The sequence below is a fragment of the Cryobacterium sp. M23 genome, from assembly GCF_002929655.1.
GTDB lineage: Bacteria > Actinomycetota > Actinomycetes > Actinomycetales > Microbacteriaceae > Cryobacterium > Cryobacterium sandaracinum.
In genome coordinates this window covers 88,736-103,381 of record NZ_PJJV01000082.1, presented here as the reverse complement: position 1 = coordinate 103,381, position 14,646 = coordinate 88,736, and the positions used below count along the sequence as shown (strand labels likewise).

The 14,646-nt window shown below is 68.2% G+C and carries 17 protein-coding genes; 2 read left to right on the top strand and 15 right to left on the bottom strand.

Annotation, left to right across the window (positions count from 1 at the left end; translation table 11 throughout):
- Positions 1 to 124: 124 nt before the first annotated feature.
- From CXY82_RS16035 to groES, 3 genes are all read right to left on the bottom strand, one after another.
- Positions 125 to 856 (bottom strand): ABC transporter substrate-binding protein, encoded by a 732-nt coding sequence (locus CXY82_RS16035; RefSeq protein WP_104171785.1) that lies wholly within the window; start codon positions 854 to 856, stop codon positions 125 to 127.
- A 46-nt stretch (positions 857 to 902) separates the two neighbouring features.
- On the bottom strand, positions 903 to 1,832 hold the full coding sequence (gene rarD, locus CXY82_RS16030; protein WP_104171900.1) for an EamA family transporter RarD: 930 nt from the start codon (positions 1,830 to 1,832) through the stop codon (positions 903 to 905).
- A 101-nt stretch (positions 1,833 to 1,933) separates the two neighbouring features.
- Positions 1,934 to 2,230, bottom strand: coding sequence for a co-chaperone GroES (gene groES, locus CXY82_RS16025; protein ID WP_066597535.1), 297 nt, complete (start codon positions 2,228 to 2,230; stop codon positions 1,934 to 1,936).
- Between the two features lie 127 nt (positions 2,231 to 2,357).
- Between groES and CXY82_RS16020 the strand changes: the two genes are divergently transcribed.
- The gene (locus CXY82_RS16020) at positions 2,358 to 3,557 is read left to right on the top strand and encodes a methyltransferase domain-containing protein (protein WP_104171784.1); all 1,200 of its coding nucleotides are present in this window, start codon (positions 2,358 to 2,360) and stop codon (positions 3,555 to 3,557) included.
- A gap of 25 nt (positions 3,558 to 3,582) precedes the next feature.
- Here the strand turns inward: CXY82_RS16020 and CXY82_RS16015 are convergent, their stop codons facing one another.
- From CXY82_RS16015 to glmS, 10 genes are all read right to left on the bottom strand, one after another.
- On the bottom strand, positions 3,583 to 3,993 hold the full coding sequence (locus CXY82_RS16015) for a DUF4190 domain-containing protein (RefSeq protein ID WP_104171783.1): 411 nt from the start codon (positions 3,991 to 3,993) through the stop codon (positions 3,583 to 3,585).
- A 19-nt stretch (positions 3,994 to 4,012) separates the two neighbouring features.
- Positions 4,013 to 4,576 (bottom strand): DUF4190 domain-containing protein, encoded by a 564-nt coding sequence (locus CXY82_RS16010; protein ID WP_104171782.1) that lies wholly within the window; start codon positions 4,574 to 4,576, stop codon positions 4,013 to 4,015.
- Positions 4,577 to 4,673: 97 nt separating this feature from the next.
- On the bottom strand, positions 4,674 to 5,042 hold the full coding sequence (locus CXY82_RS17440) for a DUF4190 domain-containing protein (RefSeq protein ID WP_158251994.1): 369 nt from the start codon (positions 5,040 to 5,042) through the stop codon (positions 4,674 to 4,676).
- A 139-nt stretch (positions 5,043 to 5,181) separates the two neighbouring features.
- Positions 5,182 to 6,276 carry a tRNA (adenosine(37)-N6)-threonylcarbamoyltransferase complex transferase subunit TsaD gene (gene tsaD / locus CXY82_RS16000; RefSeq protein ID WP_104171780.1) on the bottom strand — a complete coding sequence of 365 codons (1,095 nt, stop codon included), beginning with the start codon at positions 6,274 to 6,276 and terminating at the stop codon, positions 5,182 to 5,184.
- Positions 6,273 to 6,785: a ribosomal protein S18-alanine N-acetyltransferase gene (gene rimI, locus CXY82_RS15995; RefSeq protein ID WP_104171779.1), complete on the bottom strand. Its 513-nt coding sequence runs from the start codon at positions 6,783 to 6,785 to the stop codon at positions 6,273 to 6,275. The genes tsaD and rimI overlap by 4 nt, the downstream gene beginning before the upstream one ends.
- Positions 6,785 to 7,417, bottom strand: coding sequence for a tRNA (adenosine(37)-N6)-threonylcarbamoyltransferase complex dimerization subunit type 1 TsaB (gene tsaB, locus CXY82_RS15990; RefSeq protein ID WP_104171778.1), 633 nt, complete (start codon positions 7,415 to 7,417; stop codon positions 6,785 to 6,787). Before tsaB ends, rimI begins: the two co-directional genes overlap by 1 nt.
- A gap of 139 nt (positions 7,418 to 7,556) precedes the next feature.
- Positions 7,557 to 8,078: a tRNA (adenosine(37)-N6)-threonylcarbamoyltransferase complex ATPase subunit type 1 TsaE gene (gene tsaE, locus CXY82_RS15985; RefSeq protein WP_104171777.1), complete on the bottom strand. Its 522-nt coding sequence runs from the start codon at positions 8,076 to 8,078 to the stop codon at positions 7,557 to 7,559.
- Complete coding sequence (gene alr / locus CXY82_RS15980) at positions 8,078 to 9,256, bottom strand: alanine racemase (RefSeq protein WP_104171776.1); 1,179 nt, start codon at positions 9,254 to 9,256, stop codon at positions 8,078 to 8,080. The genes tsaE and alr overlap by 1 nt, the downstream gene beginning before the upstream one ends.
- Complete coding sequence (locus CXY82_RS15975; RefSeq protein WP_104100935.1) at positions 9,253 to 9,609, bottom strand: holo-ACP synthase; 357 nt, start codon at positions 9,607 to 9,609, stop codon at positions 9,253 to 9,255. Before CXY82_RS15975 ends, alr begins: the two co-directional genes overlap by 4 nt.
- Before the next feature lie 59 nt (positions 9,610 to 9,668).
- Entirely contained in the window at positions 9,669 to 11,519 is a 1,851-nt protein-coding gene (gene glmS, locus CXY82_RS15970; protein ID WP_104171775.1) for a glutamine--fructose-6-phosphate transaminase (isomerizing), read from the bottom strand.
- Between the two features lie 33 nt (positions 11,520 to 11,552).
- On the opposite strand from glmS, the gene coaA reads away from it, so the two are divergent.
- Complete coding sequence (coaA, locus tag CXY82_RS15965) at positions 11,553 to 12,509, top strand: type I pantothenate kinase (RefSeq protein WP_104171774.1); 957 nt, start codon at positions 11,553 to 11,555, stop codon at positions 12,507 to 12,509.
- Positions 12,510 to 12,760: 251 nt separating this feature from the next.
- Here coaA and glmM read toward each other — a convergent pair whose 3' ends face one another.
- Positions 12,761 to 14,122, bottom strand: coding sequence for a phosphoglucosamine mutase (gene glmM, locus CXY82_RS15960; RefSeq protein WP_104100938.1), 1,362 nt, complete (start codon positions 14,120 to 14,122; stop codon positions 12,761 to 12,763).
- Between the two features lie 21 nt (positions 14,123 to 14,143).
- Positions 14,144 to 14,629 (bottom strand): 30S ribosomal protein S9, encoded by a 486-nt coding sequence (gene rpsI / locus CXY82_RS15955; RefSeq protein WP_104100939.1) that lies wholly within the window; start codon positions 14,627 to 14,629, stop codon positions 14,144 to 14,146.
- Positions 14,630 to 14,646: the final 17 nt, after the last annotated feature.

Genomic DNA, 14,646 nt, shown 5'->3' with positions numbered 1-14,646 from the left:
TTGCTCCTTGGGACTAGGAATGAGAAATGACAGCGGTCGATTGACTGCCGTTCTGTCACATTATTGACAGGAATCGCGCGAAACAAGAAAACCGTGTTACATCCGTGTAACGCAGACCAAATCGTTACGATCGGCGGCCGGTGACGCCCTGATAGGCGATCTGTTGCGCATCGGCCAGCGCGGCCGCACATTCTCCCCAGGATGCGCAGGCGAACGCCCCGGTACTGACCTGGTCGAGAGCGGGCCTGATCGACGCCGCACCGTCGTCTCCGGCCCGTGCTGCGGCCAGGGCGCTCAGGACGACTCCGTCATAGGCTTCACCGCCGCCGGCAGTGTCGACCAGCCCTGGATCGAGGGTGCGCAGGCGCGCAGCGAAGCCGTCACTGGCGGCCAGCGGCGTGCCCCCGTTCGCGAAGTCGCCGAGCCACAGCAGTACCACCGGCGCCGCCGCGACGGTGGCGGCCAGATCGCCCGGCATAGGAACGGAGGCGTCCCACAGCACGACGTCGACGCCACGGGCCAACAAGTCGGTCAGCGACGTCGCCGGGTCGACGGCGGAGTCGCGGTGGATGATCTCGATCGGAGTGCCGAGAATGCGGCCCTGCTCGGTGATCTCGCGGGCGGCCAGTTCGGAGCCGGCCACCTGTGCCGCACCACTGGCCGCCGACGGGCCCGTCATGGGGAACAGGGTTCCGAGGCGCACGGTCCCGTCACCGGACGGAGCCAGCACGACGGACGCGGCGGCAGCGGGCTCGACTACGGGCGGCGCGACCTCAGCCCTACATCCGGACAGCAGGAGCACGCAGGCGAGCGCCCCGACGAGGAGGACGGGCAGGGAAGTCGACGCAGTGCGCATCCGGTGTCCTTTCACGTACGAAGTGCGTCCCTGAGCGTAGCGGGGCTCAGACCGGTTCAAGGGACGCACGCCGGGGCGCGCGTCCGGTGAGGACCATGTCGGTCGTGAGAAGGACCAGCGCCACCCAGACCAGTGCGAAACCGACCCAGCGCTCGGGCGGCATGGGCTCGAGCAGCACGAAGACGCCGACCAGGAACTGCAGGATCGGAGCGAAGTACTGGATCAGACCCATGTAGGTCAGAGGCAGGCGCCGGGCCGCGGCGGCGAAGAACAACAGCGGCACGGCGGTCACAACACCTGCTGCCAGCAGCCCCACGGTATGCCAGGTGGACACGCTTCCAAAGGTGAGACCGGAGGCGGCGGCCACCACCATCAGCTGCACCACGGCGATGGGTGCGAGCCAGACCGTTTCCAGGGTGAGTCCGGCGACAGCATCGACGTCACGGCCGACCCTTTTCTTGATCAAACCGTAGAATCCGAACGAGAACGCGAGGATGAGTGACACCCACGGCAGCGAGCCGTAGCCGACGGTGAGCACGACGACGGCCCCGAGGCTGATTCCCACGGCTACCCACTGCAGCGGGCGCAGCCGCTCGCGCAGCAGAATGACGCCGAGGAACACGGTCACGATCGGGTTGATGAAGTAGCCGAGGGCTGCCTCGACCACGTGGCCGCTGAGGGCGGCGAAGACGTAGGTCTGCCAGTTGACGAAGATCAGGAGGCCGGCCAGACCCATGGTGAACACGATGCGGGGCCTCCGCAGCAGCGCGAGGAGGGACTTCCACTTGCGCGTGACCGTGATCAGCAATGCGCAGAACACCAGGGAGAAGAGAACCCGCCAGGCCACGATCTCGAAGGCACCACTGGGCGCGAGGAGCAGAAAGTAGAGCGGCAGCGCGCCCCAGAGGGCGTAGGCGAGGACCGCGTAGATCAGTCCCTTGCTCTGCTCCGACCGCGCCGGGCGGGCCGCGCGGATTCTCCCGCGTGAAAGAGGGTCTTGCGCCACAGCGGACCTTTCTTAACGACGAATCCCGGATGGCCAGGGCCATCCGGGATTCTACCGTTAGGTGGGTGTGGCTAGCGAACGACGACTGCGAGCACGTCGCGGGCCGACAGGACGAGGAGGTCCTCACCACCGAACTTGACTTCGGTTCCACCGTACTTGGAGTAGATCACCTTGTCGCCGACGGCGACGTCGAGTGGAATGCGGTTGCCGTTGTCGTCAATGCGGCCGGGGCCGACTGCGACAACTTCGCCCTCCTGGGGCTTTTCCTTGGCGGTGTCAGGAATGACCAGACCTGATGCGGTGGTCTGCTCTGCGTCGACCTGCTTGATGACGATGCGATCCTCGAGCGGCTTGATGGAGACCGACACGGTTGACCTCTTTCTTAGCTAAGACATAGTTAGCAGACTCACAGCGAGAGTGCCAAGACGAGTTTAGGGCGCATCTGGCACTCACGCAACGTGAGTGCCAGATGCGTCGTGTTGATAGGTTTGCACGATGGAACGCTCAGAGCTCGTCGAGCTGTTATCGCCGGGCGGTTTGCGCCTGCTGGACTCGTTGCCGCCGTACGACGCGGCCGCCGACGTCGTGCGGGCGGTGAGCGAACTCCGCAAGGCCGGACACAGCCCCGACCTGGTCACCGCGGTGCTCAGCCAGTCCCGGCTCCGAGCCAGGGCCGTGCCCAAGTTCGGCGAGTTCGCAGGCCGCATGCTGTTTACGGAGGCCGGCCTCGAGCAGGCCACCCGGCTGCGGGTGGCGGCGCTGCACGCCGGCCGCTTCGCGGGCGCGTCCCTGAACCGGGTCGTCGACCTCGGCTGCGGCATCGGAGGCGACGCCATGGCACTGGCCGCCATGGACCTCACGGTGACGGGGGTGGACGCCGACGAGGTGACCGCGACCGTCGCCAGCTACAACCTGGCTCCGTTCGAGAACGCGAGCGTGCTGCACTCGTCCGCGGAAGACGTCGACCTGGCCGGCTTCGACGCCGCCTGGCTCGACCCGGCCCGGCGCACCGCCGGGCACTCCAACACCTCGCGCCTGACCCGGCCGGAGGACTACTCCCCGCACCTCGATTTTGTCTTCGGTCTCAGTGAGCGGATGCCCGTCGGCGTCAAGCTCGGGCCGGGCCACGACCGCGAGCTGATCCCCGCGGAGGCCGAGTCGCAGTGGGTCTCCGTGGACGGCAAGCTCGTGGAGATGGGGCTGTGGTTCGGAGCACTGGCGCGCGCCGGCATCCGTCGTTCCGCCCTGCTGCTCAGCCGGACCGGGATCCACGAACTGACCGCGCCCCACGACAGCACGGATGCCCCGGTGGGAGTGCTGGGCGACTACCTGTACGAGCCGGACGGCGCGATCATCCGTGCCCGTCTGATCGGGGACCTGGCCCGGTCGCTCGACGCGTCAATGCTGAGCAAGGGGATCGCGTACCTCACCTCCGAGACCCTGCAACGCACGCCCTTCGCCACCGCATTCCGGGTGCTCGAGGTGCTGCCGGTCGACGAGAAGAAGCTGCGGCTGGCCCTACAGGAACGCCGCATCGGCACTCTCGAGATCAAGAAACGCGGCGTGGACGTCGACCCGGCCACCCTGCGCACCAGACTGAAGCTCAAGGGCCCCGAGTCGGCGACGCTCGTGCTCACCCGGGCCGTCGGCCACCGGGTGGCTCTGCTGGTGGAGCGGATTCCGCCACTCGACTGAGGCCAGCGGCGGAGGACAGCGCGGCTCAGCCGGGCACGACCGTCAGCACCTGCGTGACGATCAACACCCACCCGACCGCGAGGACCAGCCCGGCCAGCCCGGTCCACAGCCCGTAGGCCCACGCGGTGCCGGCACGGCGCTCGGTCACGCGGGCCATCACGGCCAGCACGACCGCGGCCAGGGAGAGCGCCGCACCCCAGACGCCGAAGACCGCGATCAGCAGCCCCAGCAGCCCGAAGACGAGCGATGCGATGGACAGCCCGCTCCGGCCTGCCTGCGCGGTCAGCTCGCTGTCGGTGTAGACGTACGGCACCCAGTCGGTGGGGGCTGTGATGGTCGACGCGTAGTCCAGCTCCCCCGGAGCGGGCGCCGGAGGCCGGGTGAGGTCGACCCGGAAGTCATCGTTGCGGGACCAGTCCCGTTCCTCCCCAACCATCCCTGCTGCTATCTTCCGCTCAGTACGACGAGGTGGGGATGGTGGCGAAGAAGACAGACCAGATCACGATACTGACCAGTGCCAGACCGACGCCGATGAACCCCGTGATCAGCCCGGTCAGCCAGAAACCCCTCGCCTGCGGCTCCTTCGACTTACCGAGGAAGCCCAGGACGACCGCGGCGGCGGGGATGAACAGTCCGAGGATGCCACCCACAATCGGGAGGAACACGATCGGCGAGCCGAGCACGCCGATAACGCCGGCGACCAGCGCCAAGATGCTGAGAATCGGCTGCTTCGCGGCGACCGCACCGTTGGGCGACGAATACGCGTCGCCATAGGCAGGCGCCTGGGTCATCGTCGGGGCGACGTAGCCGGGCGGCGGGGTCGCGGCGCCGTAGGCGGGCGGGACGGAGGCCGGCGGGGTCGGGCCGTTGTACGCCGGCGGGGCGGCGGACGCCCCCTGCTCGTCGCGCGGGATATCGGGGACCTGCGGCACGTCAGGCACCTGCGGTACGCCGGGCACCTGGGGCACGTCAGGCACGCGGGGCACGTCAGGGTTGCTGGGGTTGTTGGAATCGCTCATGCGAATTCATTCCTTTCCGGACGACGGGGTGGCGTCGCTGGTTGCATATCGGGTCACGGGTCATCGACGCGCAGGGTTTCTGCCCGTGGCCATCGGGTCAGTTGGTATTGAGCAGGGTCGGGTCGTTCGCGATCGCGATCATCAACGGGATCAGCAGGACGACGGCCAGGAGCTGAGCCGCCAGGCCGGCGTAGCCGACAATGAGGCCGGCAATCGCGAGTCCCCGTCCCTTTTCTCCGGTCTTCCCGATCTGGCTCAGACCGATGTGGCCGGTGATGATGCCGACCAGGGAGATCCCGAGCACCGAGGTCACGAGCGACACGATGGACAGCACGTTGTACTTCTCGGACGGGCCCTGCGGCGCGTAGGACTGGGGGTAGCCCGGCTGGGCGTAGGCCGGAGCGGCCTGCGCCGCCGGCGGCTGGAACATGGGCGGGTTAACCGGCGGCTCGTTGGGGTCGGTCATGTCGATTGCTCCTTCGGGAATGGTGCATCTGGGCTGCCGATCTGGCTCCCAGTCGGACAAGGTGTTGATCGCACGAACAAACGTCGCCTGCCGAAGCCAGAATACCCGTCCGGTGGCGAAATACCGGTGGGAGGGGGTTTCAGACCTGGATCTCGGAGACCGGAAGAGTGGAGTCCGCCCCGAACTCCAGTGACGAAGGCGCATGCCCGGCCATGATCAGCTGCGCCCCGAGGGCCGCGATCATGGCGCCGTTGTCGGTGCAGAGCGACAAAGGCGGGATGCGCAGGGCGATGCCGGCGGCATCCGTGCGCTCCTGGGCCACCTGACGCAGCCGGGCGTTGGCGATCACGCCGCCCCCGAGCAGGAGCCTCGGCACACCGAGGTCGACGCAGGCCGCGACGGACTTGGTCAGGAGGATGTCGACGACCGCCTCTCGGAAACTGGCGGCCACGTCGGCCAGCGGCACCGGCTCATCCGCGTCGCGTCTCTGCTCGACCCAGCGCGCGACCGAGGTCTTGAGCCCGGAGAACGAGAAGTCGTACCGGTGTTTCGCCATGTCCTTGGTCTGGCTGAGACCGCGGGGGAAACGGATGGCGGCGGGATTGCCTTCCCGCGCGGCCCGGTCGATCTGGGGTCCGCCCGGGTAGGGCAGGCCGAGCAGGCGGGCCACCTTGTCGAAGGCCTCGCCGGCCGCGTCGTCGATGGTCTCGCCGAGCAGTTCGACGTCGGAGACCAGATCGCGCACCAGCAGCAGTGAGGTGTGACCGCCGCTGACGAGGAGTGCAACGGTGGGGTATTCCAGCGGCTTCGTGGAGTCGTCTGCGCCGAGTCGAAGCACATCGGCCCCGACGTGACCGACGAGGTGGTTGACCGCGTAGATCGGTTTGCCGAGCGAGATGGCGAGTGCCTTGGCCGCGCCGACCCCGACCATGAGCGCGCCGGCCAGACCGGGGCCGCAGGTCACGGCCACCGCATCGATGTCCTCCAAACGGATGCCGGCCTCCAGCGCGGCCGCCCGGATCGCCGGAACGAGCTCCTCAAGATGTGCGCGCGCGGCCACCTCCGGCACGACTCCGCCGTAGCGGGCGTGTTCGTCCATCGACGACGCGATCGTGTTGGAGAGCAGGGTGGTTCCGCGCACGATTCCGATTCCGGTCTCGTCGCAGGAGGTCTCGATGCCGAGCACGAGCGGGTTGGCGCGGTTCTGCGCGGTCATCGCGTTCAGGGTGGTCATTCGGTGGCCTCCAGTGCGGCCTCTGCCGGTGTCATCTGCATCTCGGCGTCAGGCACGTGCAGTCGCATCACGATCGCGTCGACGTTGTCGGGCTGGTAGTAGCCAGGGCGGATGCCCAACTCCTCGAAGCCGAGTCGGCGGTAGAGTTCCTGGGCCGGCGGGTTGTCGGCGCGCACCTCGAGGAACACCTCGCGCACGCCCCGCTTCCGGGCCTCGGCGATCAGGCTGAGCATCAGGGTTCGGCCGAGGCCGTGGCCGCGGGCCTCTTCGATGACCGCGATGGTCTGAATGTCGCCCTCGCGCGCTCCCTGCAGGGCCTGCAGCCCGGCGTAGCCCTCGATCCGGTCGGGCTCATCGGGGGGGAAGGCCACCAGGTAGTAGCAGTTCGGGTTGACCACGTCCTGGGCCATCGCCTCGGCGGACCACGCGTCGTTGACGAAGATACGGGTCTCGAGCGCCATGATGGCGTCCACATCGGCGGCTCGGGCGCGCCGCAGCTGCCACATCATCAACTCACCCGTTTCGGGCCGTTGGACACGGTGACATCCGGCGAGCGCAGGTAGAGCGCCGTGTCGGCGGCGAACGGGCGCTGGTGGGCCCACATCAGCTCGGCAACCTGCCCCAGCTCCCCGGCGGACACGGCGACCGCGTCGAAGCGGGGCACCCCAGCGTGCGCCCAGTCGGGTTCGAGCAGCACGGCCGGCCGGGCCACGCCAGGACCGTCGACCCGGATCGGGAGACCCACGGCATCCGCCCCGCTGTACACGGACCAGTTCACCTCGCGGCGACGGGCGTCGGTGACGACGACGAGCGGGCCGGTGTGGCCGGTCTGGTAGCGGCCGAAGGCGAGCGCATCGTGGCTGACGACGGGCACGAAGGGCACCCCGGCGCCCAGCGCGAAGACCCGCGCGGCGGCGATGCCCACACGGAGACCGGTGAAGGGGCCGGGACCCATGCCGCCGACCACCGCGGAGAGGCCGCTGATCGGCACGGCCGCGTCGCTGAGGCAGTCGGCGATCAGGCGGCCGACCACCTCGGCGTGGCGCATAGTGTCGTCGGTGGCGTGTTCGGCGATGACGCCTCGGGCGAGATCCACGACCGCGACGCTCGTTCCGGCGGAAGTATCGATGGCGAGAAGCACCTCACCAGCCTATTCGCTGTGTCCGATGCGCTGTGCCGCCGATGCGCTGTGCCGCCGATCCTGCTCCGCCAAGCCTGCTCGTCGGCCGCCCTGAACGAATTCGACGGAGATTTTGGGCTCTGGAGCCGGATCGGGCCCACTATGGGCCTGTAGGAGCAAAATCTCCGTCGAATTCTTTCGGCCAGCGGGGGCCGTGCGGGGTGACCGTGACCGTGCGCGGCTCGTCGAGGTCGAGCACCTCGGCCTCGTCGGCGACGACGGATGCGGCCGCCTGCGAGGCCCCGACTGGCCGTTCGATCTCGATATCGAGCCAGGAGTCGGCGATACCGTTGAGCATCCCGCGACCCCACTCGACCACGACGATCGACCGAACGAAATCGATGTCGAGGTCATCCAGCTCGAGGGCGCTTCCGAGCCGGTAGGCGTCGACGTGCACGAGCGGGGGTCCGCCGATCGTGCTGGGGTGGGTGCGGGCCAGCACGAAGGTGGGGCTGGTGACCGAGCCGCGCACCTGCAGACCCTCCCCCAGGCCGCGGGTGAAGGTCGTCTTTCCGGCGCCGAGGGGCCCGGTCAGCACGATCAAATCGCCGGCCTGCAGCAGCCCCGCGACCGTGCGGCCGAACTCGTGCATGCTGTCGGCGTCAGGGATGACGGCGCGCATCAGCGCGAACCGCCCCCGGGCCGAACGCCGCCGCCGGGCCGCGTGCCGCCCGCCGCGCCGTCGACCGCGTTCCGGTAGCTGCGGGTAACCCGGCGGCCGATCCGGCTAACGATCTCGTAGTTGATGGTGCCGGCGGCGTCGGCCCAGTCGGTCGCGCTCGGCACACCGGTCTCCGGGTTGCCGAACAGTACGACCTCGTCGCCGACCGTCACGCGTTCCTGGCCGACGCTGACGACGAACTGATCCATCGCGATGCGCCCGACCAGCGGATGCGAGTGTCCAGAGATGTCGACCCACGCGGTTCCGGAGGCCTGGCGGGGCACGCCGTCCGCGTAGCCGAGTGGCACGAGGGCGAGGTAGCCGTCGACCGGTGCCCGCCACAGGTAGTCGTAGGACACCCCGGCCCCCGCAGCCACGCGGCGCACGGCGGCGACGCGCCCCCGCAGCGTCATCGCCGGGGTGAGGCCCAAATCCTGCGACGTCTGGTCCGCGAACGGCGACAGACCGTAGATGCCGATGCCCACCCGCACCATCGAGAAGCGGGCGGCCGGCACGCGCAGCGCCGCCGCGGTGGACGCCAAGTGGATCAGAGACGGGGCCAGCCCGGTGTCGGCGGCGAGAGCGACACCGCGTTCGAAGCGCTCGATCGCCTCGGCGTCGTCGACCGGGGACGCATTCGACAGGTGGCTGAAAATGCCGGTCACGGTCAGGCGGCCGGCCTGCTCGAGCTGGGCCGCCAGAGCGAACGTCTCGGCCCAGTCCGGTTCGTTCACGCCGTTGCGGTTGAGCCCGGTCTCGAGTTTGAGGTGCACGTCGGCCACGCGACCGAGAGCGGCGGCGGCCTCGGCGACCTGGCGCAGCTGCCGCGCCGAGGACAGCCCGAGGGTGATGTTCCGGGTGATGGCGACGGTGAAATCGGCATCCGGATCGTGCAGCCAGGCCAGGACGGGCGCGTCGATGCCGGCGGCCCGCAGCTCGAGCGCCTCGTCGACGTCGGCCACCCCGAGCCAGTCAGCGCCCGCGGCGAGCGCGGTGCGGGCGACCGGCACTGCCCCATGGCCGTAGGCGTTCGCCTTGACGACGGCCATCAGGTGCGGGGTGCCGGCCACCTGCCTGAGGTGCGCGACGTTGGCGTAGACCGCGCCCAGGTCGACGACGGCCTCGCGGTATCCGGTCATGCCCCGCCCTCCGCGACCACGAACGCACAGGCCACCCCGGCGTCGTGAGTCATGGTCAAGTGCACTGTGTCGATGCCGCGGGCCGTCAGTGCCGCCGCGGTAGCCCCGTGAAGCACGAATCCCGGGTTGCCGTGCGCGTCGGTCACGACGTCCATCTCCTGCCAGCTGGCGCCGGCACTGTCGCCGAGCGCTTTGATCAGTGCCTCCTTGGCCGCGAAGCGCGCGGCCAAGGAGTGCATCGGCAACCCGCGCTCGGCTTCCGTGAAGAGCCGGGGAATAAGCCCAGGCGTGCGCAAGACCTGCCGTTCGAAGCGAGCGAGGTCGACGATGTCGACCCCGATGCCCCGGATCATCCGGTCAACCCTTGCACCCTGTGCTGCACCCTCCGGCTACTCCGACTCGAGGACTGGCGCTACTCGACCGTGACGGACTTCGCCAGGTTGCGCGGCTGGTCGACGTCGAGGCCCTTCACCGTGGCGAGTTCCATGGCGAAAATCTGCAGCGGTACGACCGCGAGGATCGGTTCGAACAGCGGCGAGGCCAGCGGGATGCGGATGACGGTGTCCGCGAACGGCAGCACCGCGACATCCCCTTCTTCGGCGATCGCGATGATGCGCGCGCCGCGGGCCCGGATCTCCTGGATGTTCGAGACCACCTTGGGGTGCAGGTGCGCGGAGCCGCGTGGGCTCGGCACGACGACGAAGACCGGCTGGCCGGGCTCGATCAGCGCGATCGGGCCGTGCTTGAGCTCACCGGCGGCGAAGCCCTCCGCGTGGATGTACGCGAGCTCCTTGAGCTTGAGCGCACCCTCGAGCGCGATCGGGAAGCCCACGTGGCGGCCGAGGAAGAGCACGGCACGCGTGTCGGCCATCCAGGTGGCCAGCTCGTGCACGGTCGACTCCTGCAGCAGCGTGGTCGCCAGCTTGTCCGGGATGGCCTGGAGCTCGGCGATCTGCACGGCGCACTCGGCTTCGCTGAGGCTGCCGCGCACCCGGGCCAGGTGCAGGCCGAAGAGGTAGAGGGCGGCGATCTGGGCGGTGAAGCCCTTCGTTGAGGCCACGGCGACCTCCGGGCCGGCGTGGGTGTAGATGACGGCGTCCGACTCGCGGGGGATGGTGGCACCCTGCGTGTTGCAGATCGAGATGGCCTTCGCGCCCGCTTCCCGGGCGAACTTGACCGCCATCAGCGTGTCCATGGTTTCGCCGGACTGGCTGATCGAGATGACCAGGGTCTCGGGGTTCAGCACCGGGTCGCGGTAACGGAACTCGTGGCTGAGTTCGATGTCGACCGGAACCCGGGTCCACTTCTCGATGGCGTACTTGGCGACGTAGCCGGCGTTCGCCGCGGTGCCGCAGGCGACGACCACGATGCGACGGGTGCCGGCGAGCACGTCGTCTCCGAATTCGGTCAGCTCGGGAACGACGGCCTGGCCCTCATGGATGCGCCCGCGCAGGGTGTTGCGCACGGCATCCGGCTGCTCGGAGACCTCCTTGGCCATGAAGCTGGACCAGCCGCCCTTCTCGGACGCGGAGGCATCCCAGGCGATGTCGAACTCTTCCACTTCGACGGCGTTGCCGTCGAAGTCGGTCACGGTGACGAGGTCCGGCGTGATCGTGACGATCTGGTCCTGGCCGATGGCGACCGCGCGGCGGGTGTACTCGACGAAAGCGGCGACGTCGGAGCCGAGGAAGTTCTCTCCGTCGCCCAGGCCGATCACGAGCGGGGAGTTGCGGCGGGCGCCGACGACGATGCCGGGCTGGTCTTGGTGGACGGCGAGCAGGGTGAAGGCACCGTCGAGGCGGGAGACGACTGCGCGGAACGCTTCGCCCAGGTCGCCGACGCGCTGGTATTCCCGGCCAAGCAGGATCGCGGCGACCTCGGTGTCGGTCTCACTCTCGAAGGTGAATCCCTCGGCGAGGAGTTCGTCCTTGAGCACGGAGAAGTTTTCAATAATTCCGTTGTGAATAAGGGCCAGCTTGCCGTTGTCACCCAGGTGCGGGTGCGCATTCACGTCATTCGGCGCCCCGTGGGTGGCCCACCGAGTGTGTCCGATCCCGGTGTTCCCATTATTAATCGGGTTCGCCTCGAGCTCGGCGGCCAGAACGGCCAGTTTGCCCGCTCGCTTAGCGGTATTGAGAGCACCCTCGCTGTCGATGACAGCGATCCCCGCGGAGTCGTACCCCCGATACTCGAGTCGCCGCAGACCTCCCATCAGGACCTGAACGCTCTTGTTATCTCCGACGTAACCAACGATTCCACACATGACTGCGATATTAGTCCGAGTAAGCTCGGTGAAATGTCCGATCCGGTTGCGAGTCCCTGGAACAACGGCCACAGCACTCCTTTCGTCGAACTGGACCGGGCTGACTGGGCCGCCCTCGCGCCAACCACCCGGCTTCCGCTGCGGGAGACGGAGATCGTGCAGTTGCGGGGGCTGGGTGAGCCGCTCGACCTCAATGAGGTGACGGATGTCTACTTGCCGCTCAGCCGCCTGCTCAACCTCTACGCCGCCGGTGCACGGCAGCTGCACCGCGCCACGAGCGACTTCCTCGGGGAGCGCGCCCAGCGCACGCCGTTCGTGATCGGGGTCGCCGGATCGGTCGCGGTGGGCAAATCCACCATCGGCCGCTTGCTGAGGGAGCTGCTGGCCCGCTGGGAGGACACCCCGCGGGTCGAGTTGGTGACCACCGACGGTTTCCTGCTGCCCAACGCCGAACTCACCCGCCGGGGCCTGATGGACCGAAAAGGGTTCCCCGAGTCCTACGACCGGCGGGCCCTGCTACGCTTCGTGGCCGCGGTCAAGAGCGGTGCCGCCGAGGTGCGGTCGCCGTTCTACTCACACCTCAGCTATGACATCGTGCCCGACGCCCAGATCGTGGTGCGGCAGCCGGACATCCTGATCGTCGAGGGTCTCAACGTGCTGCAGCCGCCCGGACCGGGCCACGGCCTCGCCGTCAGCGACCTCTTCGACTTCACCGTATACGTGGACGCCCGCACGCAGGACATCGCCCGCTGGTACGAGGAGCGCTTTCTCAAGCTGCAGCGCGGCGCATTCAGCAATCCGAAGTCGTACTTCCACCGGTACGCGAGTTTGACCGAGGCCGAGGCGCGGAGCCGGGCCCGGGAAATCTGGACCGAGATCAACGAACCGAACCTGCTGCGCAACATCCGTCCGACCCGTTCTCGGGCGACCCTCGTGCTGCGCAAGGATCCGAACCACTCCGTCTCCAAGGTGCTGCTGCGCAAGGTGTGACCCGCCGTGTGTCACCGCACAGGCACCCTCGACGTCCGGGCACCCTCGACGTCCGGGCACTCCGGCCGTGAACCAATTCGACGGAGATTTTGGCGAAAAGCCGGTTTCTCTGGCTGTTTCGGAACGATTCGGCCAAAATCTCCGTCGAATTCGTCAGGGGCGCGGGGCGGAGCGGGCGCGCGGGGCGCGGCCGAAAACGAGGGCGCGGGGCCCGCGGCCGAGAACGAGGGTGCGGCCGCGGCGAGAACTCTCTAGAGGGCGAGCTGCAGGCGCACGATGTCGGCCAGCTCGTTCGCGAGCCGGTCGGCGGTGCCCTGATCGGCCGCTTCGACCATGACGCGCACCATGGGCTCGGTGCCCGACGGTCGCAGCAGCACCCGTCCGGTGTCCCCGAGCTCGGCCTCAGCGGCGCGGATTGCCTCCGCGATGACCTCGTTCGATTTCAGCCCGTGATGGTCGATGCCGCGCACGTTGACCAAGATCTGCGGGTAGACCGTCATCACCGAGGCGAGCTCTGCGAGGGTCTTGCCGGTGCGTGCCATTTCGGCGACCAGGTGCAGCCCGGTCAGGATGCCGTCACCGGTCGTGGCGAACTTGGTCATGATCACATGACCGGATTGTTCACCGCCGAGGGACAGCCCGTCGACGTTGAGCTCTTCGAGCACGTACCGGTCGCCGACCTTGGCCTCGATCATGCGGATGTCGTTGGCCGCCATGGCCTTACGCAAACCGAGATTGCTCATCACCGTGGCCACGAGCGTGCGGTCCTTCAGAACCCCGCGCTCGGCCATGGAGACAGCGAGGATCGCCATGATCTGGTCACCGTCGATGATGTTGCCGTCGCGGTCGACGGCCAGGCACCGGTCCGCGTCGCCGTCGTGGGCGATTCCGACGTCGGCACCGGCCTCGAGGACGGCACGGGAGAGGTTGTCGAGGTGGGTGGAGCCCACCCCGTCGTTGATGTTGTTGCCGTCGGGGTCGGCTCCGATGACCGTGAGCGTGGCACCGGCATCCGTGAAGACCTGCGGCGATACGCCGGCGGCGGCGCCGTGCGCGCAGTCGAGCACGACGTGGATGCCGTCCAGGCGGTGCGGCAGCGTTCCGAGCAGGTGCACGACATAGCGGTCCTCGGCGTCCGCGAAGCGGCTGATGCGACCGACGTCTCCGCCGATCGGCGTGAGCATGTCGAGCGACAGGTGCTCTTCGATGCGGTCCTCAACGTCGTCGGGAAGTTTGGTTCCCCCGAAGGCAAAGAACTTGATGCCGTTGTCGGGAGCGGGGTTGTGCGAGGCGGAAATCATCACGCCGAAATCTGCGCCGATATCGGCGATCAAGAAAGCCGCGGCGGGAGTCGGAATGACGCCCGCGTCGAGCACGTCCACACCGGAGCTCGCCAGTCCGGCCGCGACCGCGGCCGAAATGAATTCACCGGAGATCCGAGGATCCCGGGCGAGCACCGCAACGGGCCGACGGCCCTCTGCGCGGCGCAACTCCGCGCGGCGGCCCTGAGTGAGGACCGCCGCACTGGCCTGGGCGAGGGCCAGAGCCAGGCCAGCCGTGAGATCACGGTTGGCCAGACCCCGGACGCCGTCCGTGCCAAATAGTCGAGGCATTTTTCTACGGTGCCAATCGACTTAACGCTTGGAGAACTGAGGAGCCTTACGGGCCTTCTTGAGTCCGGCCTTCTTACGCTCCTTGACGCGAGCGTCGCGGTTGAGGAAGCCGGCCTTCTTGAGGATGGCGCGGTTGTTCTCTTCGTCGATCTGGTTCAGCGAACGCGCGATACCGAGACGCAGGGCACCGGCCTGGCCGGAGGGGCCACCACCGGTGATGCGGGCGATGACGTCGTAGCTGCCGATGAGGTCGAGCACCTTGAACGGGTCGTTGATGAGCTGCTGGTGCAGCTTGTTCGGGAAGTAGTCCCCGAATTCGCGGCCGTTGACGGTGATCGTGCCGGAGCCGGGGACGATGCGCACGCGGGCGATGGCCTGCTTGCGACGTCCGACGGCTGCGCCGGGAACATTGAGGATGGCGCGGGGCGCCTTGGTTACAGTCTCGGTCGGAGTCTCGGTCGAGTAGCTCTCCGGAGCCTGGTCAATCTGATCTGCGATTTTCGCCACGATGGTGTGAATCCTTT

What these genes read in the sequence shown, in the direction of transcription:
- CXY82_RS16035 (WP_104171785.1), bottom strand. Translation starts at nt 856, where the DNA reads ATGCGCACTGCGTCGACTTCCCTGCCCGTCCTCCTCGTCGGGGCGCTC.
- CXY82_RS16020 (WP_104171784.1), top strand. Translation starts at nt 2,358, where the DNA reads ATGGAACGCTCAGAGCTCGTCGAGCTGTTATCGCCGGGCGGTTTGCGC.
- CXY82_RS16015 (WP_104171783.1), bottom strand. Translation starts at nt 3,993, where the DNA reads ATGGTTGGGGAGGAACGGGACTGGTCCCGCAACGATGACTTCCGGGTC.
- CXY82_RS16010 (WP_104171782.1), bottom strand. Translation starts at nt 4,576, where the DNA reads ATGAGCGATTCCAACAACCCCAGCAACCCTGACGTGCCCCGCGTGCCT.
- CXY82_RS17440 (WP_158251994.1), bottom strand. Translation starts at nt 5,042, where the DNA reads ATGACCGACCCCAACGAGCCGCCGGTTAACCCGCCCATGTTCCAGCCG.
- tsaD (WP_104171780.1), bottom strand. Translation starts at nt 6,276, where the DNA reads ATGACCACCCTGAACGCGATGACCGCGCAGAACCGCGCCAACCCGCTC.
- rimI (WP_104171779.1), bottom strand. Translation starts at nt 6,785, where the DNA reads ATGATGTGGCAGCTGCGGCGCGCCCGAGCCGCCGATGTGGACGCCATC.
- tsaE (WP_104171777.1), bottom strand. Translation starts at nt 8,078, where the DNA reads ATGCGCGCCGTCATCCCTGACGCCGACAGCATGCACGAGTTCGGCCGC.
- alr (WP_104171776.1), bottom strand. Translation starts at nt 9,256, where the DNA reads ATGACCGGATACCGCGAGGCCGTCGTCGACCTGGGCGCGGTCTACGCC.
- CXY82_RS15975 (WP_104100935.1), bottom strand. Translation starts at nt 9,609, where the DNA reads ATGATCCGGGGCATCGGGGTCGACATCGTCGACCTCGCTCGCTTCGAA.
- glmS (WP_104171775.1), bottom strand. Translation starts at nt 11,519, where the DNA reads ATGTGTGGAATCGTTGGTTACGTCGGAGATAACAAGAGCGTTCAGGTC.
- coaA (WP_104171774.1), top strand. Translation starts at nt 11,553, where the DNA reads ATGTCCGATCCGGTTGCGAGTCCCTGGAACAACGGCCACAGCACTCCT.
- glmM (WP_104100938.1), bottom strand. Translation starts at nt 14,122, where the DNA reads ATGCCTCGACTATTTGGCACGGACGGCGTCCGGGGTCTGGCCAACCGT.